The 24,811-nt window shown below is 48.5% G+C and carries 23 protein-coding genes; 4 read left to right on the top strand and 19 right to left on the bottom strand.

All coding sequences use genetic code 11. The features are described from left to right. Positions 1–3: 3 nt before the first annotated feature. The 15 genes from ureC to puuE form a co-directional block, all read right to left on the bottom strand. Positions 4–1,707 (bottom strand): urease subunit alpha, encoded by a 1,704-nt coding sequence (ureC, locus tag TW81_RS16310; RefSeq protein ID WP_045956795.1) that lies wholly within the window; start codon positions 1,705–1,707, stop codon positions 4–6. 22 nt (positions 1,708–1,729) lie between these two features. After that, positions 1,730–2,071: an urease subunit beta gene (locus tag TW81_RS16305; RefSeq protein ID WP_045956794.1), complete on the bottom strand. Its 342-nt coding sequence runs from the start codon at positions 2,069–2,071 to the stop codon at positions 1,730–1,732. A gap of 8 nt (positions 2,072–2,079) precedes the next feature. Continuing rightward, positions 2,080–2,382, bottom strand: a complete 303-nt coding sequence (ureA, locus tag TW81_RS16300; protein ID WP_045956793.1) for an urease subunit gamma — start codon at positions 2,380–2,382, stop codon at positions 2,080–2,082. 58 nt (positions 2,383–2,440) lie between these two features. Then, positions 2,441–3,349 (bottom strand): urease accessory protein UreD, encoded by a 909-nt coding sequence (locus TW81_RS16295; protein ID WP_045956792.1) that lies wholly within the window; start codon positions 3,347–3,349, stop codon positions 2,441–2,443. Then, positions 3,346–4,041 carry an urea ABC transporter ATP-binding subunit UrtE gene (gene urtE, locus TW81_RS16290; RefSeq protein WP_045956791.1) on the bottom strand — a complete coding sequence of 232 codons (696 nt, stop codon included), beginning with the start codon at positions 4,039–4,041 and terminating at the stop codon, positions 3,346–3,348. The genes TW81_RS16295 and urtE overlap by 4 nt, the downstream gene beginning before the upstream one ends. 1 nt (position 4,042) lies before the next feature. Then, a complete protein-coding gene (gene urtD, locus TW81_RS16285; protein ID WP_045956790.1) occupies positions 4,043–4,894 on the bottom strand; it encodes an urea ABC transporter ATP-binding protein UrtD in 852 nt (283 codons plus the stop codon). After that, positions 4,891–6,057 (bottom strand): urea ABC transporter permease subunit UrtC, encoded by a 1,167-nt coding sequence (gene urtC / locus TW81_RS16280; protein WP_045956789.1) that lies wholly within the window; start codon positions 6,055–6,057, stop codon positions 4,891–4,893. Before urtC ends, urtD begins: the two co-directional genes overlap by 4 nt. A gap of 9 nt (positions 6,058–6,066) precedes the next feature. Beyond that, on the bottom strand, positions 6,067–7,692 hold the full coding sequence (gene urtB / locus TW81_RS16275; RefSeq protein WP_045956788.1) for an urea ABC transporter permease subunit UrtB: 1,626 nt from the start codon (positions 7,690–7,692) through the stop codon (positions 6,067–6,069). 90 nt (positions 7,693–7,782) lie between these two features. Then, positions 7,783–9,066: an urea ABC transporter substrate-binding protein gene (urtA, locus tag TW81_RS16270; RefSeq protein ID WP_045956787.1), complete on the bottom strand. Its 1,284-nt coding sequence runs from the start codon at positions 9,064–9,066 to the stop codon at positions 7,783–7,785. Between the two features lie 235 nt (positions 9,067–9,301). After that, positions 9,302–11,221: a methyl-accepting chemotaxis protein gene (locus tag TW81_RS16265; protein ID WP_045956786.1), complete on the bottom strand. Its 1,920-nt coding sequence runs from the start codon at positions 11,219–11,221 to the stop codon at positions 9,302–9,304. A gap of 296 nt (positions 11,222–11,517) precedes the next feature. After that, positions 11,518–12,792, bottom strand: coding sequence for a urate hydroxylase PuuD (locus TW81_RS16260; protein WP_045956785.1), 1,275 nt, complete (start codon positions 12,790–12,792; stop codon positions 11,518–11,520). A gap of 11 nt (positions 12,793–12,803) precedes the next feature. Then, positions 12,804–13,367, bottom strand: a complete 564-nt coding sequence (locus tag TW81_RS16255; protein WP_045956784.1) for an ureidoglycolate lyase — start codon at positions 13,365–13,367, stop codon at positions 12,804–12,806. 14 nt (positions 13,368–13,381) lie between these two features. Then, the gene (gene alc, locus TW81_RS16250) at positions 13,382–14,368 is read right to left on the bottom strand and encodes an allantoicase (protein ID WP_045956783.1); all 987 of its coding nucleotides are present in this window, start codon (positions 14,366–14,368) and stop codon (positions 13,382–13,384) included. A 101-nt stretch (positions 14,369–14,469) separates the two neighbouring features. Then, on the bottom strand, positions 14,470–14,985 hold the full coding sequence (gene uraD, locus TW81_RS16245) for a 2-oxo-4-hydroxy-4-carboxy-5-ureidoimidazoline decarboxylase (protein WP_045956782.1): 516 nt from the start codon (positions 14,983–14,985) through the stop codon (positions 14,470–14,472). Between the two features lies 1 nt (position 14,986). Further along, a complete protein-coding gene (puuE, locus tag TW81_RS16240) occupies positions 14,987–15,910 on the bottom strand; it encodes an allantoinase PuuE (RefSeq protein WP_045956781.1) in 924 nt (307 codons plus the stop codon). A 351-nt stretch (positions 15,911–16,261) separates the two neighbouring features. On the opposite strand from puuE, the gene uraH reads away from it, so the two are divergent. The 4 genes from uraH to TW81_RS16220 all read left to right on the top strand — a co-directional run bounded on the left by uraH (position 16,262) and on the right by TW81_RS16220 (position 21,135). Then, positions 16,262–16,615 carry a hydroxyisourate hydrolase gene (uraH, locus tag TW81_RS16235; RefSeq protein ID WP_045956780.1) on the top strand — a complete coding sequence of 118 codons (354 nt, stop codon included), beginning with the start codon at positions 16,262–16,264 and terminating at the stop codon, positions 16,613–16,615. 136 nt (positions 16,616–16,751) lie between these two features. Further along, positions 16,752–18,092, top strand: coding sequence for an NCS2 family permease (locus tag TW81_RS16230; protein WP_045956876.1), 1,341 nt, complete (start codon positions 16,752–16,754; stop codon positions 18,090–18,092). A gap of 132 nt (positions 18,093–18,224) precedes the next feature. After that, complete coding sequence (locus TW81_RS16225) at positions 18,225–19,634, top strand: nucleobase:cation symporter-2 family protein (RefSeq protein WP_045956779.1); 1,410 nt, start codon at positions 18,225–18,227, stop codon at positions 19,632–19,634. A gap of 139 nt (positions 19,635–19,773) precedes the next feature. Next, positions 19,774–21,135, top strand: coding sequence for an 8-oxoguanine deaminase (locus TW81_RS16220; RefSeq protein WP_045956778.1), 1,362 nt, complete (start codon positions 19,774–19,776; stop codon positions 21,133–21,135). Between the two features lie 153 nt (positions 21,136–21,288). On the opposite strand, the gene TW81_RS16215 is transcribed toward TW81_RS16220, so the two are convergent. From TW81_RS16215 to TW81_RS16200, 4 genes are all read right to left on the bottom strand, one after another. After that, positions 21,289–21,900, bottom strand: a complete 612-nt coding sequence (locus TW81_RS16215; RefSeq protein WP_045956777.1) for a nucleotidyltransferase family protein — start codon at positions 21,898–21,900, stop codon at positions 21,289–21,291. 1 nt (position 21,901) lies between these two features. Then, positions 21,902–22,924 carry an XdhC family protein gene (locus tag TW81_RS16210; RefSeq protein ID WP_045956776.1) on the bottom strand — a complete coding sequence of 341 codons (1,023 nt, stop codon included), beginning with the start codon at positions 22,922–22,924 and terminating at the stop codon, positions 21,902–21,904. A 132-nt stretch (positions 22,925–23,056) separates the two neighbouring features. Beyond that, on the bottom strand, positions 23,057–24,280 hold the full coding sequence (locus TW81_RS16205; protein WP_045956775.1) for a cytochrome c: 1,224 nt from the start codon (positions 24,278–24,280) through the stop codon (positions 23,057–23,059). Then, a complete protein-coding gene (locus TW81_RS16200; RefSeq protein WP_045956774.1) occupies positions 24,280–24,810 on the bottom strand; it encodes a (2Fe-2S)-binding protein in 531 nt (176 codons plus the stop codon). Before TW81_RS16200 ends, TW81_RS16205 begins: the two co-directional genes overlap by 1 nt. Between the last annotated feature and the right edge of the window lies 1 nt (position 24,811).

Raw genomic sequence — 24,811 nt, 5'->3', positions numbered from 1 at the left:
TGATTAGAAGAGAAAGTATTTTTGTGCCATAGGTAGCACGTCGGCTGGCTCGCACACCAGCAGCTCACCGTCGGCACGCACTTGATAAGTTTGCGAGTCCACTTCGATGTTGGGCTGCCAATCATTCAGCTTCATGTCTGCTTTGCTGATATCGCGGCAGTGACTGACGACACCAATTTGGCTGCCAAGTCCTAGCTCACTCGCGATTCCGGCTTGATGAGCGGCCTGTGAAACAAACAGCATCGAGGTCTTTTGTGACGCCTTACCATAGCTGCCAAACATACTGCGATAGTGCACAGGTTGAGGCGTTGGGATCGAAGCATTGGGATCCCCCATTGGCGCCATCGCAATCATACCTCCTTTCAAAATGACACTCGGCTTAACGCCAAAAAAGGCCGGTTTCCACAATACCAAATCCGCTAATTTGCCCACTTCAATCGAACCCACTTCATGGGCCATGCCGTGAGTAATTGCGGGGTTGATGGTGTATTTTGCGATGTAGCGCTTAAGGCGGAAGTTGTCGCTGTATGACGAGTCTTCTTTTAAGCTGCCACGCTGTACTTTCATCTTGTGTGCTGTTTGCCAGGTGCGAGTAATCACTTCGCCGACACGTCCCATTGCTTGGGAATCTGAAGCTATCATAGAGAAAGCGCCAAGATCGTGCAGAATGTCTTCTGCGGCGATGGTTTCACGGCGAATACGCGACTCCGCAAAAGCGACATCTTCGGCAATCGACGGCGATAAATGGTGACAAACCATCAACATGTCGAGATGTTCATCAACCGTGTTCACCGTGTAGGGCCGAGTTGGGTTAGTCGACGACGGCAGTACGTTTGATTCACCAGCCGCACGGATAATATCCGGAGCATGACCGCCGCCCGCGCCTTCGGTATGGTAAGTGTGAATCACACGATTACCAATCGCAGCTAGCGTTGACTCAACAAAGCCAGATTCATTCAATGTGTCGGTATGAATCGCGACTTGCACATCCATCTCATCAGCAACCGACAAACAGGTATCGATAGAGGCTGGGGTTGTGCCCCAATCTTCGTGCAGTTTCAGCCCCACCGCACCAGCAGCGACTTGCTCTCTTAATGCCTCTGGCTGACTGGCGTTACCTTTGCCCAGCAGGCCAAAGTTCATTGGAAACTCATCCAAAGACTCCAACATACGGTGCATATTCCACGGCCCCGGCGTACAGGTAGTCGCATTGGTGCCAGTATTTGGGCCAGTACCGCCGCCGATCATGGTTGTGACACCTGACGCCAACGCTTCTTCAATCTGCTGCGGACAAATAAAGTGAATGTGCGAATCAATACCGCCAGCGGTTAGAATAGAGCCTTCGCCAGCAAGAATCTCGGTTCCCGGGCCAATCACAATCGTCACTTCGGGCTGAACGTCCGGGTTGCCCGCTTTCCCTATCGCTTGAATACGACCATCCTTAACCGCAACATCGGCTTTGACGATCCCCCAATAATCCAGTACCACCGCGTTGGTGATGACTAAATCGGGCGTTTCTCGGCTAGGACGCTGACTCTGCCCCATGCCATCGCGGATCACTTTTCCGCCGCCAAATTTCACTTCGTCACCGTAAACGGTAAAATCCTTTTCTACTTCAAGCCACAATTCAGTGTCTGCGAGACGCACGCGATCACCAACCGTTTGCCCAAACATTTCGGCATATGCCTGACGTGAAATGCTAGCCATTACCTATCCTTGTTTTCGTTGTTTATTGAACGAGCTTGCCCATGATTTTGCCTTGAAAGCCGTAGACTTCTCGCTTACCGGCGAATTCAACTAACTCCACTGTCCGTGACTGACCCGGTTCAAAACGGGTCGCGGTTCCCGCTGGGATATTGAGTCGAAATCCTTTGCAAGGTTCGCGATCAAAGCGCAATGCATCATTCGCCTCGTAGAAGTGGTAGTGCGATCCGATTTGTACCGGGCGATCACCAATGTTTTCGACTTTGACCTTGATGGTCGCTCTGCCAACATTGAGTTCTATCTCACCCGCTGCCGATTCAATTTGACCCGGAATGAGTCCGGTGTGTTTACCTGTTGATGCAGACATAATGGCTCCTAGACGATCGGTTCGTGGACAGTCACCAACTTGGTGCCATCAGGGAAGGTTGCTTCAACCTGCACATCGGGGATCATCGAGGCGACGCCTTCCATCACATCATCGACGCTGAGAAGGGTACGGCCAAAGTCCATCAGCTCAGACACAGTTTTGCCTTCGCGAGCGCCCTCAAGAATGGCACTGCTGATAAAAGCGATGGACTCTGGGTAGTTGAGTTTTAAGCCTCTTTCTTTGCGTTGCTGCGCTAGCATTCCCGCGCAAAAAATCAATAGCTTGTCTTTTTCTCTTGGTGAAAGTTCCATTTTATTCCTTGCGATATCCTTATGCGTGAGCGAGAAGGAACAACAAGGTCAACAGAGCTTAGGTTGCCCAAATTCTTGGGGGATGCGGCGTGTCTCCTGTCCAGTATTGGCGGGTATGCTGCCAAACCTGCTGAAAGCTTTGCAAGATCACTTCGCTCCATCGACCTAGTGCACGCACGACAATCAAATCTTCAATCTGCGTCGCAGCAATGACTAAGTCCTCTGTGCCAACTTGTTCCTGTATGTTAGAGAGCAAGCTCTGTACCAATTGGAAAAACTGGTCATTTTGTGCCGATATGTAAAGCGTCCCCGCCATAGGAAAATTTAACAAGCCCTTTTCAATCATAGACTTATCGCCACCAAAAATATTTAACCCTTCGGTCAGAATTTTGTTCCCATCTAGGTAAATCTCTGTTTTTCCAACTAAATGTCCCGAGGAAAATCCCTCATTTAGTGCAGGACGCCCAAAACAGTGCATCTCCCAGCCCAAAAATTGGGCATCGCGTTGCAGATGAATCTGAGTATCTAAACGCGCATGGGCATCAGGGAAAAAGATGTTTTCTTGCGGTAGCCACTCTAGCCGACCGCCACGCTCAACGTGCAAAATTTGCTGCTGATACGCATAGCGCTTTTCTGAGCGGTAGAACTTAGTTGCACCCGGTGTCGTGACCAAGGCATGAGCGCCCTGCTCGACACGGGCGCTTATTTGCAGAGTGTCGCCGCCCACCACACCTCCGGGTGGGTGGAGCAAATAGGTGTGACAGGTTTTTCCTTCTGGGTACAAAGGACGCTGGATAGCCAATGGGCCTTGTTGCTGGCGATCTTTGATCACGGTTTTGTCACCGCGATCTTTAAACAATAGCGACAGAATCGCCTTCCAACCCAGCTCAACATCAGACTCAATACTATTTTTAAGCGTTTGATTTTTATCATCAATATCAAACGCCACTGCAGGTTCACACATCATACGGTGAGATACTCCTTTATCAATCTTTCATCCAGTTCGCCCATATCCCCTTGGGCAACAGTGCGCCCTCTATCCAAGATACAAAACTGATCACCGACCTTGCGGGCGAAGGGCAGTTTCTGCTCGACAAGTAAAACCGTAAGTCCAAATTTCTCATTTAACATGCGAATAATGTCGCCGATTTCCTGAACAATATTGGGCTGAATCCCTTCGGTGGGTTCGTCCAAAATCAGTAGGCTTGGGTTAATCACCAACGCCCTCGCAATGGCTAATTGTTGCTGCTGACCACCGGACAAATCGCCCCCTCTGCGATGCAACATTTCCTTTAACACCGGAAACAGTTCAAAGATAAACTCGGGAATGTTACGGTCTCCTCGCGCTCGGATAGGCAAACCGACTTGCAAGTTTTCTTCCACAGTTAACATAGGAAAAATTTGCCGACCTTGGGGAACGTAACCTATCCCCATTCGCGGACGCGCTTCTGCTTCCTTTTTTATGATTGAATCACCTTCAAGGGTGATGTCACCACTGTGGGTTTTGACCAGCCCCATAATGCATTGCAGTAGCGTGGTTTTACCGACGCCATTGCGTCCCATTAATACGGTACATTTGCCCTTGGGGATTGCCATGTCTAAGTCCCACAAGGTATGGCTCTCGCCGTAGAATTGATTCAATCCTGAAATCGTTAGCATGTTATTCTCCCAAATAGACCTGTTTGACTTCCTGATGAGCCTGAACCTGATCCATGCTCCCCTCCGCCAGTACATGCCCCTGGTGGAGCACAGTGACATGACTGGCGATGGAGCGCACAAAATCCATATCATGCTCAACCACCACCACGGAGTGTTTACCCGCCAAAGAATTAAGCAGCTCTGAGGTTCGGTCCATCTCTTGATGGGTCATACCTGCGACAGGTTCATCAATCAGTAGCAGTTTAGGGTTTTGCATCAATAACATCCCAATCTCGAGCCATTGCTTTTGCCCGTGTGAAAGGTTGCCAGCCAGCAGCGTTTGATGATCTTGCAGATGTATCAGTGCCAAAACAGATTCAAGTTTGTCTTTCTGCTCGCCAGTCATGCGCGCGACATACGAGCCCCAGACAGAGCGAACACCGGACATCGCCAACTCTAAGTTCTCCCACACCGAAAGGCATTCGATCACCGTCGGCTTTTGAAACTTACGCCCAATCCCGGCGTTGGCGATTTCAGCTTCGGTCATGTTGAGTAAATTGAGGTTCGATCCAAGCCAAACCTGACCAGTATCCGGTTTAGTTTTCCCTGTGATGATATCCATCATGGTGGTCTTTCCTGCGCCATTTGGGCCTATGATGCACCTCAGTTCCCCTTCACGAATATACAAATTGAGATCATTGATGGCTTTGAATCCATCAAAGGTTTTGTTGACGCCTTCGATATAGAGCAGGATGTTGTGTCTGGTATCAATTAAGGGATGTACATCAGGCTTAAGAAATGGGAACACCTGATCGCGGCGAGTTATTTCTGCCAATGAATGTTTGAGTTGCTCGCTTCGCTTTAGCTCGGTCATATCATGGCCTCCTTGCTCTGATTTTTGTTTGGTTTTTTCTTGCTCAGCAAACGCCATTTATCGCTGACAAATCCCATCAAACCTTTTGGAAAGTAGAGCGTGGAAAGGACAAATAATCCACCAAGCGCGAACAGCCATACTTCAGGAAACTCAACCGTGAACCAACTCTTGGCATAGTTAATCACTAGCGCACCAACAATCGCACCAAACAAGGTCGCGCGACCACCTAATGCCACCCAAACCACCACTTCTATCGAGTTAAGCGGCGCAAATTCACCTGGGTTAATAATACCGACTTGCGGCACATACAGCGCACCAGCAATCCCCGCAATGACGGCAGAAAGCACGAACACCCATAACTTGATTCCATCGACGTCGTAGCCCATAAAACGAGTACGCGACTCTGAGTCACGAATCGCAACCGCAACTCGGCCTAAACGGCTGGCGACCACGCTGCGACACACCAGATAACTTAAGACAAGTGCCACTCCGGTACAGACAAACAGCGCGATTCGGGTACTGTCTTGTTGCAAGTTATAGCCCAAGATATCTTTGAAATCCGTTAACCCATTGTTGCCGCCAAAGCCCATCTCATTACGGAAAAAGGCCAGCATTAACGCGTAAGTTAACGCTTGAGTGATGATCGAAAGGTAAACGCCCGACACGCGTGAGCGAAACGCTAGGTAGCCAAACACAAACGCCATCGCGCCCGGTACCAGTATCACCATCAGCGCCGCGAACCAAAACTGATCAAATCCGTGCCAGAACCAAGGCAGCTCTTGCCAATTTAGAAACACCATAAAATCAGGCAGGATCGGGTTACCATACACGCCTCGGTCACCAATTTGGCGCATTAGGTACATCCCCATTGCGTAGCCACCTAGAGCAAAGAAAGCACCATGCCCTAAGCTGAGAATGCCCAGATAGCCCCACACCAGATCCACCGCCAGCGCTAACATGGCGTAGCTGAGATATTTGCCAAGCAACGAGATAGTAAACGTCTCGACATACAGCGGATGAGTAGTGGGTAGCCAGACATTGGCCAGTGGAATTAAAACGATTGCAGCGAGTATCGCCAATACGGTTAACTGCCCGCCTTTGTCGCCCTGCATGGCACTGAGTACAAAAGAGCGAGAAGGGGTTGAGATTGATTGAGTATGCATACTTCCTCCTTAACTCTCGGCTGCGCGGCCACGCTGAGGGAACAGCCCTCGCGGCCTTTTTTGAATAAACAAAATGATAAAGACTAAGACCAGAATCTTGGCTAACACCGCGCCCGCCCAAGGCTCTAAGATCTTGTTAAACAAGCCGAGACCCAAGCCTGCGACTAGCGTGCCCCACAAGTTGCCGACTCCGCCAAACACCACCACCATAAATGAGTCGATAATGTAGGCTTGACCCATGTTGGGGCCGACATTGGTAAGCTGGGACAAAGCCACACCTGCCACGCCCGCAACACCCGCGCCAAGGCCAAAGGTCAAGGCATCGACCCGTTCTGAGCGAATTCCCATCGCTCTTGCCATGGGCCTATTTTGCGACACCGCGCGAACTTGAAGACCAAGCGGCGTTTTTTTCAAAACCATCACCAAGGCGATAAAAACCAAGGCGCAAAACACAATGATGTAGAGGCGGTTATAAGTCAGAGAAAGCATGGGATTGATTTCGAGCGCGCCTGCCATCCAGTCTGGTGTGCTTACCGAACGATTAAGTGGTGAAAAGATAGAGCGCACCGCTTGCTGGAGAATCAAACTGATACCAAACGTTGCCAGCAAGGTTTCTAATGGCCGACCGTAAAGGTGGCGAATCACACCGCGTTCAATCGCGATACCAACCAAACCCGAAACCACAAATGCCATCGGTATAGAGAGAATCAACGCCAAACCTGTGTGCTGGGGCAATAATTGCTGCATAACGTAAGTGGTATAAGCGCCTAGCATGATTAGCTCACCATGAGCCATGTTGATCACGCCCATCACACCAAACGTAATCGCTAAGCCGATGCCCGCCAAAACTAAGACAGAACCTAGGCTTAAGCCAAAGAACAAGGTTTCGACACCGGCGTAAAGACGTTGGCTTTGTTGGTATTTATCTAGCCCTTTTTGCGTCGCTGCCAATAGCGTCGCGTCAGTGTCAGAAGCTAAGATTTGATTAAGCGTCACCAGTACAATCGGATCGGTGCTCTCAGAAATCGTGTCAATCGCCGCCAAACGATCTTCTGCACTAGCATCCAAAGCCGTGTTGATCGCCAGTGCAAAATCGAGCAGTGCCAAGACTTGCGCATCGGTTTCTGTTTGCTTTAACGCAATGAGCTTTTGCTGTGCTTCGCTTTGCCCGGTCAAGGCTTGAACCGACTGCTTGCGTATCTCAACATTGTCGCTGTTCAACCCTAATGCGGCAATTTCTAAACGGATGAAAGAGCGCAAGGTATTGTTGACGCGAATTTTTTTAAACTGGCGCTTATTTTCGATAGCGAGTTGCTCATCACTCCAGACGTGGCGTGCATTCGCCCCGACTTGTTCGTCGGCAACAATAAACAATTGCTGATACTGAGGGTGGTTGCGATCTTTGAGGTAGTAAAGTTGCCCGTTCAACCAAGCATCTAAAATGGGTTGCGCGGTTTCCATCGGGTAGTTAGCAGCGAGCCAGGTGGCAGCTTGCTGTTTTTGTTGTGTGTCTTTTCCAGAAAGTGCCTGAAAAAAAGATTCTTGAGTCAGTGGATTATCTGTTGCGGCCGACGCCGTCGTTAATCCAGTCAGCACAAAAACGAGCACACAAAACATCCGTAATACGGTCGTCATGATATGCATCCTTGCAGTAGCGATTTGTATGGCAATAAAAAAGCGCTGCTGAACCACGCGCAGCGCTAAACTTTTCAGGACAAGTGGGGGTTAGTTAGTCCCGGAGCATTTCTTAGTTTCGATGTTAAACGCGCCGCATGAGAACGGCTTCGACCAGCTAGAAAACAGTTTGGCTGATTCTGGTAAGTATTCCGACCAAGCATCACCAGCGACTAGACCCGTTGTTTCCCAGACGATCTCAAACTGACCGTCATCTTGAATTTCACCAATCAAGACCGGCTTAGTGATGTGGTGGTTAGGCATCATAGTTGAGTAGCCGCCTGACAAGTTCGGCACAGACACACCGATCAGCGCATCTTGAACCGCTTCAGGATCAGTCGTGCCAGCGTTGGTCACTGCTTGCGCCCACATATTGAAACCAATGTAGTGCGCTTCCATAGGGTCGTTAGTAACACGCTTGTTGCTGGCGATAAATTTCTGCCAAGTTTCAACAAACTCGTCGTTCTTTTCGGTATCGACACTCATGAAGTAGTTCCATGCCGCTAAGTGCCCGACCAGTGCCGAAGTATCCATCCCCGACAGTTCTTCTTCACCGACCGAGAAAGCCACGACAGGAATGTCTTCAGACGAAATACCTTGCGCGCCTAGCTCCTTGTAGAACGGGACATTGGCATCACCGTTAATGGTAGACACCACTGCGGTTTTCTTGCCTTCAGCACCGAATTTTTTGATGTCAGAGACAATAGATTGCCAATCAGAATGACCAAACGGAGTGTAGTTGATCATGATGTCTTTTTCGCTGACCCCTTTGCTCTTAAGGTAAGATTCAAGAATTTTATTGGTGGTTCTTGGATAGACGTAATCAGTACCCGCGAGAACCCAACGCTCCACATCAAGCTCATCCATCAAGTAATCCACCGCGGGGATCGCTTGCTGGTTTGGCGCAGCACCGGTATAAAAGACGTTTTTCGACGACTCTTCACCTTCATACTGAACTGGATAGAAAAGCAGGCTATTTAGCTCTTCGAAGACAGGTAGCATCGATTTACGTGATACTGATGTCCAACCACCGAACACCACATCAACCTTCTCTTTTTCGATAAGCTCACGTGCCTTTTCTGCAAATAAAGGCCAGTTAGAAGCGGGGTCAACTACCACAGCTTCAAGCTTTTTACCGAGCAAACCTCCCTTTTTGTTCTGCTCTTCAACCAACATCAACACAGTATCTTTGAGCGTAGTTTCACTGATCGCCATCGTGCCAGACAGCGAGTGCAACACGCCGACTTTGATCGTATCAGCGGCGTTCGCTATACCAGACATACATGCTAATGTGGTTCCCACTGCTGCAAGCTTGAGTTTGAACGTCATGTTCATTGGATATCTCCTTATTGTGAATTATTATTCAATTCTTGATACCTAAGGAGATAAATCCAAAAACAGTGCCAAATTAACCTTGAGTAAAAACTTTTGTTAAGCTATTGATTGTTAACACTTTAATAACATAACCCCACCAAACTTGTGCATACAACGCACTGTGCTTCGCTGCATATTAGTGCAATGTCATATTAATTTTCACCAATTTGGAGAGGTGACTCGTAAAACACCTTGATCAGAAACGAAATTTCGCGACCAACGCACTTAATGAGTCGGCGTTGCGCTTCAAACTGACACAATGCTGTGACGTCTTGGTGACCATGTCAGTGTTGCTACGAGCAACATCGGCAATACTCTCAACGTGAGGTGCTATTTCACTGATAACCTGTGATTGCTGGCCAGTTGCGGTTGCGGTTTGCGCGCTGAGCTGATTAATCTCTTCAACAATGTCACTGATTGAGGCGAGATAATGTTCCGACTCTTTCGCTACGATCAGACACTCACCGCCGATTTGGTGACTTTGGCTGACTTCGCCAACCACAGTGCGGCTAAGTCCCTGCAAGTTTTCGATAATGGTGCGAATCTCGTTGGCAGAATCATGAGTTCTTGAAGCGAGAGTTCGCACTTCATCGGCAACCACCGCAAAGCCTCTTCCTTGGTCTCCCGCTCTCGCCGCTTCAATCGCCGCATTTAACGCCAGTAAGTTGGTCTGCTCTGATACTCCGCTGATGACATCCAAAACGGTATCAATCGCATTGATGTCGTCGGAAAGTTTTTGAATGCTTTGATTACTTTGCTCAAGCTGTTGGTTCATCGCCTCGGTACTTGCATAGGTTTTACTGACTGAGTCTAAGCCGTGTTTCACTTCTTGCGCCGTGCGATGCACATTGTCTGAGGTATGGTTGGCGTTACTGGCAATCTCTTCTGAGCTGGCACTCATTTCATGCACCGCCGTCGCTACTTGATCGATATTGTGCTCCTGACTCTGAATTTGCTGCTTCATTTCATCCGCTTGCTGGTCAATTTGATTAATGGTGATCACCAGTTCTTCTCTGGCTCGTTCGATCTCTTCAAGCACGCTGCCCATATAAGCCACGAACTGGTTATAACCTTTGGCGATACTGCCAACTTCATCGTTACGGCTTTCATCGAGTCGTTTGGTTAAATCACCTCCGCCACTACCAATATCAAGCAGCAGATCAGCCGTGGTTGAGAGTGGTTTTAATAGTAGATGCGTCATGTAGGCGCTGAGCAAAATGAACAATAAGGCGACGCTTGCCGCAATCCACGTCATGGTTTGGATAAATTGATTGATTTCAGAAAGCACTTCAGAGGTCGGTTGAATCGAGACTAATACCCAGTCTAGCTGCGGCAATGCCATTAAGCCGATGATGGTAGATTGCCCTTGCAGCGTAGATTCCTCAATCACTGCCTTACCTTCAATGAGTTGGCCAAGACTCTCTGTCACCTCACTCATTCCAAGCGTGGCTAAGCTCTTACCGACTTGCTGCGCATCAGGGTGAATTTTGACCTGTCCGCGCTTATCCACCAACATGATCCGTCCCGAATCTCCTAAGGAGTAGTTCGCTACTGTTTTGCCAAGATTTTCCAACGAAAGACCAATTCCAGCCACACCAGTGCGTTTGCCATCTTTAAGAACAATGTGGTTGACGAATACAGTAGGGATGCCAGTGCCAGCATCAACATCAATCGACAACTCAACCTCTTTACTACCGCTTAAAAACGAATAGAACCATTGATCGTCTGCCGAGTTGGACGACATACTTTTGAGCTTTCCATCAGGAATGTAATAACTGTTATCCACGGTGGTAACAAAAAACGCCGTCAACGCATTAAAATCTTGCTTGATAGCGCTAAGCTGACTGATGATTTGCTCACTCTCCTGCCCCGAAAATTGCTCAAAAAGATTCAACTTTGCCATCACTTCAGAGACCACAATCGGCTTTTCTAGCTCAAGCAAAATTTGATTACTGACTTCGCCTAAAGCGGCAGGCATCTGCTGTTGGTAGGTTTTATCGAGGATGATTTTTTGCCCTTGATTCACTGTAGTACTCAACAGCACTATGATCACTAAGACCACCGCAGCCACAGTCGCGAATATAGTTTTATGTTTGATGCTTAAACTCAATTTCATCACCTATACGTCCTTATATATTTGGATGAGGTTTGTCGGCTCTGCTAATCAGCGCATTAGATAGCAGAACAAAATCGAACGATTGCTCTTTTAATAATGAGTATAGTCACGGGATCGTTCATCGCATCAATCCCAGACGCCAAGCGTGTTAATACACTCGCGTTATCAAAGGAACATAAAAAACCCCGGAACAGGGGCCGGGGGATCTCACGTGAGATAAAATGGCGGGAAATGCCACGTTTGCATGAACCACGCTTAACGGATTAGCAGTCCGTTAAGCGAGAGTCTTTAGCGAGTTAGTTGATCATCGCGCCCTGTTCGACCCATGTACCAATCAACGTACGTTCGTCATCGGTCATCTGAGTCATGTTGCCAAGTGGCATGTACTTGGTCGTCACGGTCTGTGCGATACGGGGACTGTTTGCCTGAATTTCCGCTGGCGTGTCTAACAGTACCCCAGCAGGTGCAGCAGCAAAGGCCGCGTGGGTCGGTGTGGCAGAGTGACATACCGCGCAGCGCTGTTGGATCACCTCGTTAATGGTCGAAAAGCTCACTGAATTCGACTGAGCCAGTTGATCCAATTCACCTTGCTGCTGCTCACTCGCAGTGTCAGCACTATGCGTCGCAGGCATTTCAACCACTTTGGTCGCTTTCACTGACTCGTTAGCAGGCATAGTTGCGTATGGTGACGTAACAAATGCCAATGTGATCATGCCTAGCGCTGCAACAGGGACTGTCCACGCATACTTCTGGCTACCATGGCGGGTATTAAAGTAATGGCGCACCAAGATACTAAAGATTGCCAAACCGGCCAGAATTGCCCAGTTGTACTCCGAACCATAAGTGCTTGGGAAATGGTTACTGATCATAATGAACAGCACAGGCAAGGTCAGGTAGTTGTTGTGACGAGAGCGCAATAAGCCTTTAGCGGGTAGCGCTGGATCGGGTTCACGTCCCTCTTCAATCGCACTGACCAGATTGCGCTGGGCTGGCATAATCACGCGAAATACGTTACCTACCATGATGGTACCGATAATCGCCCCAACATGAATGTAGGCACCACGACCACTGAATACCTGAGCAAGACCATAGGCAGCGCCCACTAACAGGACAAACAGCACCGCACCTAATAGTATCGGGGTTTTGCCGAGTGGCGAATCACACAACAAGTCATAGATGAACCAACCTGCGACTAAGGCTGAAACACCAATCGCAATGGCGGTCGAAGGCGACATGCCAGAGCCTGGTGCAATTAGGTAAATCTCAGCGTTGAGGTAGTAAACCACAGCCAGTAGCAGTACCCCAGTAATCCAAGTGAAGTACGCTTCCCATTTAAACCAATGCAGATGCTCTGGCATTTCTGGTGGCGCAAGTTTGTATTTTTCAAGGTGATAAATACCACCACCATGAATCGCCCATAGGTCACCAGACAACCCCGTTTTTGGGTTGACTCGGTTAAGGTTATTCTCTAACCAAACAAAGTAGAATGATGCACCAATCCATGCGATGCCAACTATCATGTGAACCCAGCGAATCGCTAGATTCAACCACTCCGTGATATGTGGATCCATAATTTACTCCTTTACAGCGCGTGTTCCGTGCGCTGTTTTTGTTGCTGTTGGTTGCACTCTGGCAGAGAGTCTAAGTCGAGCGACACTAGATCGGTGTCAAAATAGACTTCATCACAGTTATGTCCTTCACCACCTCGGTCAACGATCAGAAACTGATCTTGATCGGTCAATGCCAATACAGGGTGATGCCAAACGCCCTTGTGATAATTCACGCCTTGACGGCCATTACTCCAAAATGCTCGGCATGAACTGAGTGAAGGAGCGTCGCCTTTGGGTGCAACAACAATCAGATATGGTTGACCAAGCAAAGGAACAAATGCCTGAGAACCTAAAGGGTGGCGCTCAAGCATGTTTATCGTTAACGGATAGCTAAGCGGCGTTGCTTGGAAGATACTAATGATGGCTTCACCACCCTGATCTTGTACATCCGTCGTGGCTAACTTGTGATAACGGCGCGTTGAGCCATTGTTGATCATGAAGTAATCACTATTGTCTACCTCAATCACATCACCAAACTCGGCGAAGGCTTGCTTAGTTAAAGGCTCAATCGTTAAACGGCGTGTTCCTGTGCTCATATTCAATCCCTCGCTTATTTCGCTTTAGTGCCAAACAAACGCAAACGGCTGATACCACCATCAGGGAAAATGTTCAGACGAACGTGCGTCACCGCGCCAAGTTCATTAACTTCAGAGCTAAACTCATGAATATCGTGCGCTTTGAGTTTTTGTGCCGGCAGCAACTCGCGCCAGAACAGGCTCTGGGTTGCCACTTGGTCATCGGTTCCCCCTTTAACGTAAGCAGCCTGAATCGAGCAGCTGTCAGGGAAGTTGCCTTTAAAGTGAGCCGTATCAACCACCACTCGGTCGATATTGCCCGCATGACCTAAGGCGACAATTACCCAGTCATTGCCCGGTGTACGGCGGCGTGCGGTTTCCCAACCATCGCCCATGTTTTCACCGCGACCAGGGCCAAGAATGTTAGACTTGTTGCCGTAGTGCTCATCACTACAGGCTAACGCACGGCCACCATTTTCAACCGCCGCGAGATCAACTTGCTGCTGGCTGTCAATGCGATCCCAATCGACACTTGGACGGCCGTATACTCGTAGTCGAGCGACACCACCGTCTGGGTAGATGTTGAGACGTAAGTGAGTAAACACTTCGTCACTTTGAATTGGTTCTAAATGGTGATGATCACCCTGTAGACTCATGGACGGCAAAATCTCTTGCCACTCAGTGGCGTCCGTTGGATCACCATCTGGCGAATAACAAGCATCTATTGATGCCGATGGCGGGAAGTTACCAGTGAAGAAAGACGTATCAATATCAACCCCAGCAATCGTGCCAGCCAGACCGAGGCGGATGACGCAAAAGTCATAGCCTTCACCGCGTTTACGGCGGCTTTCCCAGCCATCCATCCATTTTCCGTTGTCATCATAAACGCCCTCTTTCCATTCTGGCGCTTCTCGGCGCAGCAGTCGGCTTTTATCAGCAAAGAAATCGTCTGTAGCGTAGATAGCTTCTGCGCCAAGTTTATCGTCAGCAAGGTTAATGTATTGTTCAATATCTAAGGACATGTCCTTATCCTTCCAATTATTCAAAAATAGGTTGAGTGAGTAGGCGCTTAATGAGCACCCTATGCCAATGGTTTAAACGAGATAGTCGACAGCACGGTGACTTACATATCTCGGAGACGAAACAGGGCAATCTTGTTGATCTCCTGAATCGCGGTAGCAAACTCAGTTTCACTATCATTGCCTAATCGCTTCTCGAACGACTCAAGAATTTGGTAACGATTGGCCCCTTTCACTGCCATGATGAAGGGAAAGTTGAAGCGGCTTTTGTAACTGTCGTTGTACGTGGTGAATTTTGCGAACTCTTGTGCGCTGCACTGATCAATACCCGCGCCCGCTTGCTCCGCCGTTGATGCGGCAGTGAGTTCTCCGTTAATAGCTGCTCGACCCGCTAAATCAGGGTGAGCGTTGATCAGAGCCAATTGCTTAGCTTTGTCTGCACCGAGTAGCGTCTCTGCCATGCGTTGGTGCAGATTTGAAATAAAGTTGTCTTGGTCGGTTAAACCTTGGTCGTATACAGACTCGGCAACCCAAGGACTATGTTCATACACATCACCAAATTGGCCGACAAATTCACTGCGAGCCATCTGTGACGGTTTGCAAAAACGAAATTCTGTCATGTTATTTCTCCTTGTTTGGTGTGTATGGATGGTGTTCGTGCCAATGACGCGCGATGTCGACACGTCGACATAGCCAAACATCATCATGTTGTTTGACATAATCGAGAAAACGCTTGAGCGAGGCAATGCGACCCGGTTTGCCGATAAGGCGACAATGTAGACCTACCGACATCATTTTCGGCGCCGTCTCTCCCTCGGCATATAAAGTGTCAAAGGTGTCTTTCAAATACTGATAAAACTGCTCACCAGAATTAAACCCCTGTACCGTTGCAAAACGCATGTCGTTCACATCCAGTGTGTAAGGGATCACCAACTGTGGTGCACCTGCTTCTGTGTGCCAGTATGGTAAATCGTCGTCGTAAGCATCCGAGTCATAGAGGAATCCACCCTCTTCTGCCACCAGTTTACGAGTGTTAGGCCCTGTGCGACCTGTGTACCAGCCCAATGGACGTTCACCAGTGATCGCTTTAATGATTTCAATCGCCTTCATCATATGGTCGCGCTCTTGCGATTCGTCCATATATTGGTAATCGATCCAACGATAGCCATGACTACAAATTTCGTGACCAGCTTGCACCATCGCCTGAGCAACCTCCGGATGACGTTCAATAGCCATTGCTACTGCGAACACCGTCAGCGGGATCTCATACTCATCAAACAATTTCAGCACACGCCAGACGCCAGCTCGACTGCCATATTCATAGATAGATTCCATGCTGATGTGGCGCTCGCCTTTAATTGGTTGCGCGGCAGGAATCTCTGACAGAAAGGCTTCGGATTCATCATCACCATGCAATAGGCAACGCTCGCCGCCCTCTTCGTAATTCAACACAAATGACACAGCGACACGCGCTCCACCTGGCCACTTAGGGTGAGGAGGATTCGCCCCATAGCCAATCAAGTCTCGTGAATAATCCTTATCCATTCAGGCTCTCCTTAATACAAGACACATCACCTTAGTGTCTTATGAAAACTTTATACACTCATTGTATACAATAAAATATCTTAATGTAAAGATTTTGTTGTTAAAGTTAATTTATCTTAACTAGATTATTATTTTCAATAAGTTAACAAACAAAAGTCTTTGCAACCTCTCTCGCCCAATCTCACAAATCTGAATTTAACGCACTTTTATCAGTAACAAAATTATAACATCACGCTTTACTATCTGGATATTTTGTGTACATATATAGGTATGGGACTTAATTTTAAAACAACCTTGTATACAATCTTGGTTAAACAAAGCTAAGGAGAGCGCTGGTCGCGAATAACAATTATGGGAAAATTAACCACTCACGTATTGGATACAATGCACGGTGTACCCGGTGCCAATATTCGCATCGAACTGTTCCGTGTTGAAGGCGAAGAACTGACGAGGATAAAAACCGTCACCACTAACTTCGACGGTCGAACGGATCAACCCGTACTCGAAGGGGAAGCGTTCACCACAGGAAAATACCAACTGGTGTTCCATGTGGCCGACTATTATCAGCACAAAGATGTTGACCTTGGTGAGATACCATTCCTCGACGACGTGGTGATTCGCTTTGGTCTGGGTGAAGAGGGGGCACACTACCATGTACCTTTACTTGTCTCGCCCTATAGCTTTTCCACTTACCGTGGCAGCTAATAACTAATTACATACTAATAATCTAACAACGACAGGTATCAGGAGAATTGAAAGGCTCCTGTGGGTGTTTGCACGCCCAAATCGAGCCAAAAGCAGTATTCAATTTGAGCAAAATATGACTAAAGGACTTGCTGAGATGAATGAAAGCAAAGCGGAAGTGCTTAACGAACAACAATCGAGTGGCTTTCTGGAACGCTTCTTTAAACTGAAAGCGCACGGAACCAGTGTAAAAAACGAAATGATCGGTGGTATCACCACCTTTGCCACTATGGCGTACATCATTTTCGTTAACCCGCAAATTATGGCCGCGTCCGGTATGGATTCAGGCGCCGTGTTTGTCGCGACCTGTATTGGTGCCGCCATCGGCTGTTTACTTATGGGACTCTTTGCCAACTGGCCAGTCGGCCTAGCGCCGGGTATGGGTCTGAACGCCTTTTTCTCTTTCACTGTGGTGAGCGAAATGGGCTATAGCTGGGAAGTTGCGCTCGGCGCTGTATTCCTGTCAGGCATTCTGTTTGTTGGCATGAGCTTTTATAAGATCCGCCAATGGATTATCGAAAGTATTCCCGAGAGCCTACGCTTTTCTATGACAGCCGGTGTCGGTTTGTTCTTAGGACTTATCGGCTTAAAAACCGCCGGAATCGTGGTCGATAACCCAGCCACCTTAGTTTCACTGGGTGACTTCACCAAGCCTGAAGCTATGCTCGCTGCCATCGCCTTTTTGATTATCGCAGTCTTAAGCGAGCGTAAAGTATTCGGTGCGGTACTGATCGGTATTCTTAGTGTTACTGTCATTGGCATGATGCTAGGGCTGGTGCATTACAACGGTTTCTTCGCTGCGCCGCCAAGCATAGCGCCAACCTTTATGGCAATGGATATTTCAGGGGCAATGAATGTCTCGATGATCAGCGTGATTTTAGCCTTCCTGTTCGTCAATATGTTTGATACTGCCGGGACCCTAATGGGCGTAGCGGAACGTGCTCACTTAGTTAATAAAGAGACAGGAAAAATTGAAGGGCTTAGCAAGGCGTTAAAGGCGGATTCTATCTCTAGTGTTGCTGGCGCATGCGTCGGTTGTCCACCTGTAACCAGTTACGTTGAGAGTGCGGCAGGTGTCGCGGCAGGTGCACGTACTGGCCTATCAGCGATTGTGGTCGCAGTGCTTTTCTTAGCCGCAATCTTCCTTTCGCCTCTGGCAGGTATGATTCCAGCCTACGCCACCGCGGGCGCGCTGATTTATGTGGCGTTCGTGATGATGAGCAGTATGCAGCACGTCGATTGGAAGGATTTCACCAATGGAGCACCCGCAGCCATTACCGCGCTGATGATGCCACTGACGTTCTCGATTGCCAATGGTATTGCACTCGGTTTTATCACTTACACTGTGCTGAAGGTGGCGACTGGCAAAACCAAAGATGTTTCGATTTCAATGTACATTTTGACGGTCATCTTCATCGCTAAGCTTATCTACATCTAATCCCATCCAACCTAACCTGAGCAAGCACTTGGGTTAGGTTTATTAACGAAACACTCGTGACCCTACGCAGTTTGTAGAAGTCAATTGTCCAATCAACGAGAGAACAAGGATCTTCTCTCCGAGGTATAACCAATGAAACTTCTCTATACACTTAATCAAAAGCCACCGCATGGCCTTACCTTACTGCTCGCCTTACAACATATGCTCGCTTCTATTGGTGGTATTGTTGCCGTGCCTCTGATTGTTGGTGCATCTATCGGATTACCTAATGATGAAATCGTATCCTTGATCAATGCTGCGCTACTCGCCTCGGGTATCGTCACCATGGCGCAGTGTATCGGTCTTGGCCCGGTTGGTATCCGTCTACCTGTGGTCATGGGGTCAAGTTTTGCGTTTCTCGGCGTAGCCATCGCCATTGGCCGTGAAGGTGGGGTGGCTAGTATTATGGGCTCAGCACTGGTTGGCTCATTGGTGGTGATCATCGCCAGCTTCTATATGGACAAAGTTCGCAAGCTGTTCCCAACGGTGGTCAGTGGCGTGGTTGTGACACTTATCGGTTTAACCATTTTGCCTGTCGCCATGAACTGGGTCGGTGATGCGCCGGCCGCGAGTGAAAACTTTGCTACGCTGCCTAAACTCTTCCTTGCGATTATTTCGCTCGGCATCGTTGTCGCGGTATCGGTTTACTGTAAAGGGGCGGTTGCGGCATCAGCGATTGTGATTGGCCTTGCTGGCGGCTATGTGGTCGCACTGTCACTCGGAATGGTTAATCTCGACGACGTCTCTTCGGCAGCTTGGGTCGGTGGTCCAGAACCGCTCAAATACGGTTTAAGTTTTCAGGCCAGCGCGATTGTCAGTATGAGCTTGGTTTACATTGTTGTGATTGCAGAAGCCACGGGTGACTTTATGGCACTGGCGAACAACTGTAATAAGCAGATTTCCGGTAAAGACCTCCAACGTGGCCTGCTGGGCGATGGCTTAGGCAGCACATTGTCTTCAATTTTAACCGCCATGCCACTGGCGTCATTTAGCCAAAACGTCGGTATCGTGGGCATCACGGGTGTTGCCAGCCGATACGTAGTGGCAGCAACAGGCGGCCTATTAATTCTGGCGGGCTTATTCCCCAAACTAGCGGCAGTTGCGGTCACCATTCCGAAACCTGTACTGGGCGGTGTCGGTTTTGTCATGTTCGGCATGATTGCTTATGCGGGTATCCGTATGTTAATTATGGCGGCAGATACCAAACGTAATGCTTTGGTCATCTGTGTCGGTTTAGCCTCTGGTTTAGCGGTAACTTTCGAGCCACGTTTACTGCAACACCTACCGCATGATATTGCCAGCTTTCTTCACTCAGGCATCACTACAGGTACCATCATCACTGTGTTAATGCATCAGTTGCTACCGAAATCGAGCAACAAAGAAGTACGTGAAGCGCTGACCGAGAGTAAAGTGCAGGTGGAAGAAAAAATCATTCGTAAATCTGATGACAATGAACAACCACAAGCAATCGAAAGTAAATTGGCGGCGAAAACCACCGAATAGACTTCAAAAGGAGACCCGAGCTCAATCGTAAGGTTGAGCTCAATAACAATACCCCGGCTAGGCATTCCTAGCTAAACAGCAACTAAACGTTTAAGACCCTCTCCCCTGAAATGGCTGAGACGGCTAAGGACTACTATGAATGGAAACCATCTGGATTAAGAATCCTTTGGCAATTTACACTGGCAGCACACAAGATGCCCAAGGCGGCGTCGTTGTGCAAGGCAATCACATTGTCGAGCTTGTTGCCAAACATGCAACCCCCTCCCACCAGATTGACTATGTGGTCGATGCCTCAAGGCATGTTGTCACCCCGGGCCTTATCAATGCCCATCACCACTTTTATCAAACCTTAACCCGCGCTTACCCTGATGCGTTAAATAAAGAGCTGTTTCATTGGCTCCAAAGCCTCTATCCCGTTTGGGCCAACCTCGATGAAGAGATGATGAGCGTCGCCACCGAGCTAGCGCTGGTTGAATTGATGCTCTCTGGCTGTACCACGGCCTCGGATCATCATTATCTTTTGCCACAGGGACTGGAGCATGCCATTGACCTGCAGGTTGAAGCTGCGCAAAAGCTAGGGGTACGAGCTATTTTCACCCGCGGTTCTATGAGCCTTGGCGTTGAAGATGGCGGCCTGCCACCCCAACACACCATTCAAACTGAACAAGCGATTGTCGATGACAGCTATCGCCTGATTCGCCAGTACCACCAGCCGGGCGAAGGCGCGATGACACAAATTGCGCTAGCACCTTGCTCACCGTTCTCCGTCACCACCGACCTGATGAAAGAGACCGCGCGAATCGCCAAACAAGAAAACGTCATGATGCACACTCATCTGTGTGAAACACTCGATGAAGAAGACTTCTGCGTAGAGAAATTTGGCTTGCGCCCGGTCGATTACCTAGAAGACGTCGGCTGGTTAAATGACAGAACCTGGCTTGCGCACGGCATCCATTTCAACAGCGAAGAGATTCGTCGACTGGGTCAGGCTGGCGTTGGGATCAGTCACTGCCCCACTTCCAATATGATGCTCGCTTCTGGGATTTGTAAAAACAACGATCTTGAAGCAGCAGGTGTCAAAGTTGGCTTAGGCGTTGATGGTTCGGCCTCTAATGACGGCTCCAACATGATTGCCGAAGTACGGATGGCGATGTATTTGCAACGCCTACAATATGGCTCGGCAAACGTCAGCCATTTTGATGCACTGCGCTGGGCAACTAAAGGTTCTGCACAAGCCATGGGCCGCAGTGACATCGGTGAGTTGAGTGTCGGCAAGCAAGCCGATATTGCGATGTTCAAGCTTGATGATATCCGCTTCTCTGGCAGTCACGACCCTCTCGCTGCCTTATTGCTGTGTGGCGCACAACAAGCTGACCGAGTGATGGTTGCAGGCCACTGGCGGGTATTAAATGGCGAAGTCATTGGTGTCGATATTCATCAACTAATGGATCGCCACAAGCGCGCAGCGGCAAAATTAGCACGTAAAGCGCTCGGAGAGTGATATAATCGCTTGCCTTTAAATAAACCCACATGAGATTAAATAACCTCATGTGGGTTTTTATTATCTCTTATAAAAGGTTGTTATTTTTAGATATAAATCGTTGTCACTTGCTCGGAGAATAACTGGGGCTTGATATTCGAGGGCATGAACTCGTTAAAAGTGACCTGCTATCTTTTTAAACTCAGCCAGTGCTTGTGGCGTATCGATATCATATTTCGCATGTGGCAGAGTGATTTCGCGAATGGGAAATTGTTCACCGCGTAATAGGCTACGAGCACCGTGTTCGCCATTTAGCTGAGTTAACTGTGGAAAATAGCACGCTGGAAACAGCACAGGCACACCTCGTTTACCGTTATAGTGTGAGCATACGATGTGCTCTTTGCTGGCTAACTCAACGAATCGGTGAAAATCTTCACTGGTGAGGGCGACTTGATCAGCAAGGGTGATCAAAATCGCGTTGTAGTCTGGCGCGAGAATTTCTACCCCATAAGCGATAGAGCGACCTAGCCCTTGCGCCCAATCCGGGCAATGCAGAAGTGGCACGGTAGCGAACGCTCCTTGTTGCTGCACTTGATCAATTTCATTATGCCATCGGCCGGTAACGACAAACACCGGACCTATTTGGGCGTTAACGGCTTGTTCGATGGCATGGGAAAGTAAGCTATGATCGTCACTGACTTGGCTGAGCTGCTTACAACCACCAAAGCGCTTGCTTTCGCCAGCAGCCATAATCATTAAGGCGACTTTCATCTCTTTAGTTTCCATATTATTGGACGTTACCTGCTTTCTCTAACACACCACTAATAGAACGAGCACTGGTTTTTGTGATAGCAGCTTGGCACTCTGCCAGAATTGACAAGGCGATGGTTTCTGGCAATTCGGCGCCAATATCTAGCCCTGCTGGACCTGATAATGGAGCAGAGAGCTGGTTTAGCTCAATACCAGACTGCTCGATAACACGCTCGCGGCGGTTGACTGGCCCAAGTAGTGCTACGTATTTGAGCTGCACTCCAGCCATTGCTGCAAGTGCCTGTGCATCTAGTGTGACGTTATGGCTCATCAATACCGCTGCCTGTACGCTGTGTTGCTGGCAATAGGCATTAAGGTCACTTGCTGTGCCGTTTAAGCGTCTAGAGATATTGGGGAAATATTCCATACGACCATTGGCAGGTCTTGGGTCCCATAGGGTGACTCGCCAACCAAGTTGGTGAGCAAGCTGGGCGACAGGCCGCGCATCAATTCCCCCCCCTGCAATCAACAGATGCAGGGGCGCTTCAGTCGGCGTACATAGCCACAAGCCGTCTTCCTGCTCAAGTAACTGAGCACGTTGCTGCTCATTTGACCTTGGCTCAACCACAAAACGCGCCGCGATCTCTTTATTTGAAACTTTTTGGTAAAAATAGCCAGTGTGATGATGCTCTAGTGCATCCAATACTTGGACAAGCCCTAAATAGTCATTTTCAACCGTTAATGGCTGCAAAAGAATATGTACCGTACCACCGCAACCAATGCCTAGCTGGAATGCCATGTCATCTTCATCACTGCCGTCATAAGTCAGAGTCGCCGGCTTTTGATTGAGCACAACTTTACGCGCGTGTAAGTGAATGTCGGACTCAAGGCAACCACCACTGAGCATACCGAGTTGATGTCCGGAGTCACTAAACAGCATCATTGCGCCCGTTTTTCGATAAGCTGGGCCTTCGGTTTTATACACTGTCCCTAGCACCCAATTAGCTTCATCTTTGAGATCACGCCATTGAGTTAGTAGGGACAACAAATGATTCGACATCTTTGGCTCCAAGAGTCATTAAATTTGATTAGTAAGGCAGGTTACAGACAAACAAAAAGAGGTCTGGTCGGGCACTTTGCTCTAATGCGCCCCGACCATTCCTCTAATTATCAAGCTTTCAAGAGAAGCAGATTAGTGAGCGGCATTTTTCTGATTGTCTTCTACTTCTTTACGTAGAGCGCTTATTTCCGCTTCAGTGTAGCGAACAGGCGATTCAGTAAAGGCGGCCTTGAGGTAGTTAACTAGCCCAGTCAGCTCGGCATCATTGAGTTTGCCGCCATAGGCTGGCATATCATCAAATGACACCAAGGTAGAGTAGTGCTGCGGCTTAATACCAAATAACGTCGCAACCAGTAGGTTGACGCTGTTGTCATGAACAAGAGAGCCGTTACCCGCTAAGCCAGGAGCAAAGTTCGGTTTACCTTCACCTTCAATGCCGTGACAGCCAGCACAGTAACCCATGTAAAGCTGGTACCCTTCACCTTGGTTGGCATCAATGTTGAACGCTAGCGACTTACCTGCTATTTCTTCGTCACTATCAAGCAAATAAGTGGCAGCAGCTTGCAGATCCCGCTCATCAAACTTACTTAAACTGTGGTAAATCGCGGTGTACATCTCACCAACAACCGTGCCTTTGCGTGAGTAACCTGTGCTCAAAAGATGTTTCACATCTTGAGTGCTCCAACCCTGCTCGATAAGCGCTTCTGGAGTAATATCCGGTGCCCACACATTTCCAATCATCGCACCTTGGTAGTGCTGACCATGATCCATCGCCATGGTCATATCACGAGGAGTATGACATTCGCCACAGTGACCGAAACTGTTGAGGATGTAGTTACCGCGGTTCCAATCATCGCTCTTGCTGCTATCTGCGACAAATTCTTGTGGGCTGTGGTTAAGCAAGTTCCAAGCTTTTAGACCGGTGCGGATATTGGCCGGGAACATCACGTCATTTTCAGAATTTGGCTGTGAAGATGGCTTGGTATCCATGAAGTAGGCGTACAGCGCACGCATGTCTTCTTGAGTGATTTTATCAAACGAAGTGTACGGCATGGCAGGGTACAGGTTACCCTTTGGTGCAACACCGTGACGCATCGCTTTATCAAACTCTTCAAAGCTATAACCACCAATACCTTGCTGCTTATCAGAGGTAATATTGGTTGAGTAGATGGTACCGAACGGAGTTTTAAACGCTAACCCACCGGCATACGGCTCTCCGCCTTCTGCGGTATGACAAGCGTAACAGTCCGATAGCTCAGAGAGGTATTTACCTTTTTTGATAAGTTCGTTATCGGCTTCGGCCATCGTCATCGGACTGATGGCCATTAACAGCGCTAAAGGAGCGAGTTTTTTCATTATATCGTTGCTCCTTCTGTCGATAAGATCAGCTCTTTGACCGCTTTGTAGTATTTAACATAGCCAGTACATCGGCAAACGTGATCCTTCAGCTCAGTTTCAATAACGTGTTGAACCTGATCTTTGGCAATCGGGTTACGTTTTAGATTTTCAACTAAAGCGACAGTCTTATTAGTGAAGCCTGACGTACACCAACCGCATTGGAAAGAGAAGTTCTCAACAAAGGCTTCTTGCACAGGGTGCAGAGCGATTATTTCTCCTTGCTTGTTGGTTTCTGCGTGGCCTTCGATGGTACGCAGTTTTTTACCGTTGAGTACGACCGCGTTAGTGATACAAGTACGTATCGTATCACTGCTTCCATCTTCGTTATCGACAATGATGGTACAAGCTTGACATACCCCCTGACCACAACCGAACTTGGTGCCAGTTAAGTTAAGGTATTCGTGTAGAAAGTCGGTCATCTTCACTTCAGGATCAACTTCCAACGGCCCGTACAACTTGTTGTTGATGGTTAAACTGATCATGCTCATG

The sequence above is a fragment of the Vibrio galatheae genome (assembly GCF_000967545.1).
GTDB classification, from domain to species: domain Bacteria; phylum Pseudomonadota; class Gammaproteobacteria; order Enterobacterales; family Vibrionaceae; genus Vibrio; species Vibrio galatheae.
The sequence above is the reverse complement of the archived record's forward strand: the minus strand, read 5'-3'. Positions and strand labels throughout refer to the sequence as shown.

Excerpts from the sequence above, each read along its gene's own strand:
- urtE (WP_045956791.1), bottom strand. The coding sequence starts at position 4,041 with ATGCTAACGATTTCAGGATTGAATCAATTCTACGGCGAGAGCCATACC.
- TW81_RS16215 (WP_045956777.1), bottom strand. The coding sequence starts at position 21,900 with ATGGAAACTAAAGAGATGAAAGTCGCCTTAATGATTATGGCTGCTGGC.
- alc (WP_045956783.1), bottom strand. The coding sequence starts at position 14,368 with ATGTCCTTAGATATTGAACAATACATTAACCTTGCTGACGATAAACTT.
- TW81_RS16200 (WP_045956774.1), bottom strand. The coding sequence starts at position 24,810 with ATGAGCATGATCAGTTTAACCATCAACAACAAGTTGTACGGGCCGTTG.
- uraD (WP_045956782.1), bottom strand. The coding sequence starts at position 14,985 with ATGACAGAATTTCGTTTTTGCAAACCGTCACAGATGGCTCGCAGTGAA.
- TW81_RS16210 (WP_045956776.1), bottom strand. The coding sequence starts at position 22,924 with ATGTCGAATCATTTGTTGTCCCTACTAACTCAATGGCGTGATCTCAAA.
- TW81_RS16205 (WP_045956775.1), bottom strand. The coding sequence starts at position 24,280 with ATGAAAAAACTCGCTCCTTTAGCGCTGTTAATGGCCATCAGTCCGATG.
- TW81_RS16260 (WP_045956785.1), bottom strand. The coding sequence starts at position 12,792 with ATGGATCCACATATCACGGAGTGGTTGAATCTAGCGATTCGCTGGGTT.
- uraH (WP_045956780.1), top strand. The coding sequence starts at position 16,262 with ATGGGAAAATTAACCACTCACGTATTGGATACAATGCACGGTGTACCC.
- TW81_RS16220 (WP_045956778.1), top strand. The coding sequence starts at position 19,774 with ATGGAAACCATCTGGATTAAGAATCCTTTGGCAATTTACACTGGCAGC.
- TW81_RS16225 (WP_045956779.1), top strand. The coding sequence starts at position 18,225 with ATGAAACTTCTCTATACACTTAATCAAAAGCCACCGCATGGCCTTACC.
- TW81_RS16230 (WP_045956876.1), top strand. The coding sequence starts at position 16,752 with ATGAATGAAAGCAAAGCGGAAGTGCTTAACGAACAACAATCGAGTGGC.
- urtC (WP_045956789.1), bottom strand. The coding sequence starts at position 6,057 with ATGCATACTCAATCAATCTCAACCCCTTCTCGCTCTTTTGTACTCAGT.
- TW81_RS16265 (WP_045956786.1), bottom strand. The coding sequence starts at position 11,221 with ATGAAATTGAGTTTAAGCATCAAACATAAAACTATATTCGCGACTGTG.
- puuE (WP_045956781.1), bottom strand. The coding sequence starts at position 15,910 with ATGGATAAGGATTATTCACGAGACTTGATTGGCTATGGGGCGAATCCT.
- urtB (WP_045956788.1), bottom strand. The coding sequence starts at position 7,692 with ATGACGACCGTATTACGGATGTTTTGTGTGCTCGTTTTTGTGCTGACT.
- urtA (WP_045956787.1), bottom strand. The coding sequence starts at position 9,066 with ATGAACATGACGTTCAAACTCAAGCTTGCAGCAGTGGGAACCACATTA.
- ureA (WP_045956793.1), bottom strand. The coding sequence starts at position 2,382 with ATGGAACTTTCACCAAGAGAAAAAGACAAGCTATTGATTTTTTGCGCG.
- TW81_RS16295 (WP_045956792.1), bottom strand. The coding sequence starts at position 3,349 with ATGATGTGTGAACCTGCAGTGGCGTTTGATATTGATGATAAAAATCAA.
- TW81_RS16255 (WP_045956784.1), bottom strand. The coding sequence starts at position 13,367 with ATGAGCACAGGAACACGCCGTTTAACGATTGAGCCTTTAACTAAGCAA.
- ureC (WP_045956795.1), bottom strand. The coding sequence starts at position 1,707 with ATGGCTAGCATTTCACGTCAGGCATATGCCGAAATGTTTGGGCAAACG.
- TW81_RS16305 (WP_045956794.1), bottom strand. The coding sequence starts at position 2,071 with ATGTCTGCATCAACAGGTAAACACACCGGACTCATTCCGGGTCAAATT.
- urtD (WP_045956790.1), bottom strand. The coding sequence starts at position 4,894 with ATGACCGAGCTAAAGCGAAGCGAGCAACTCAAACATTCATTGGCAGAA.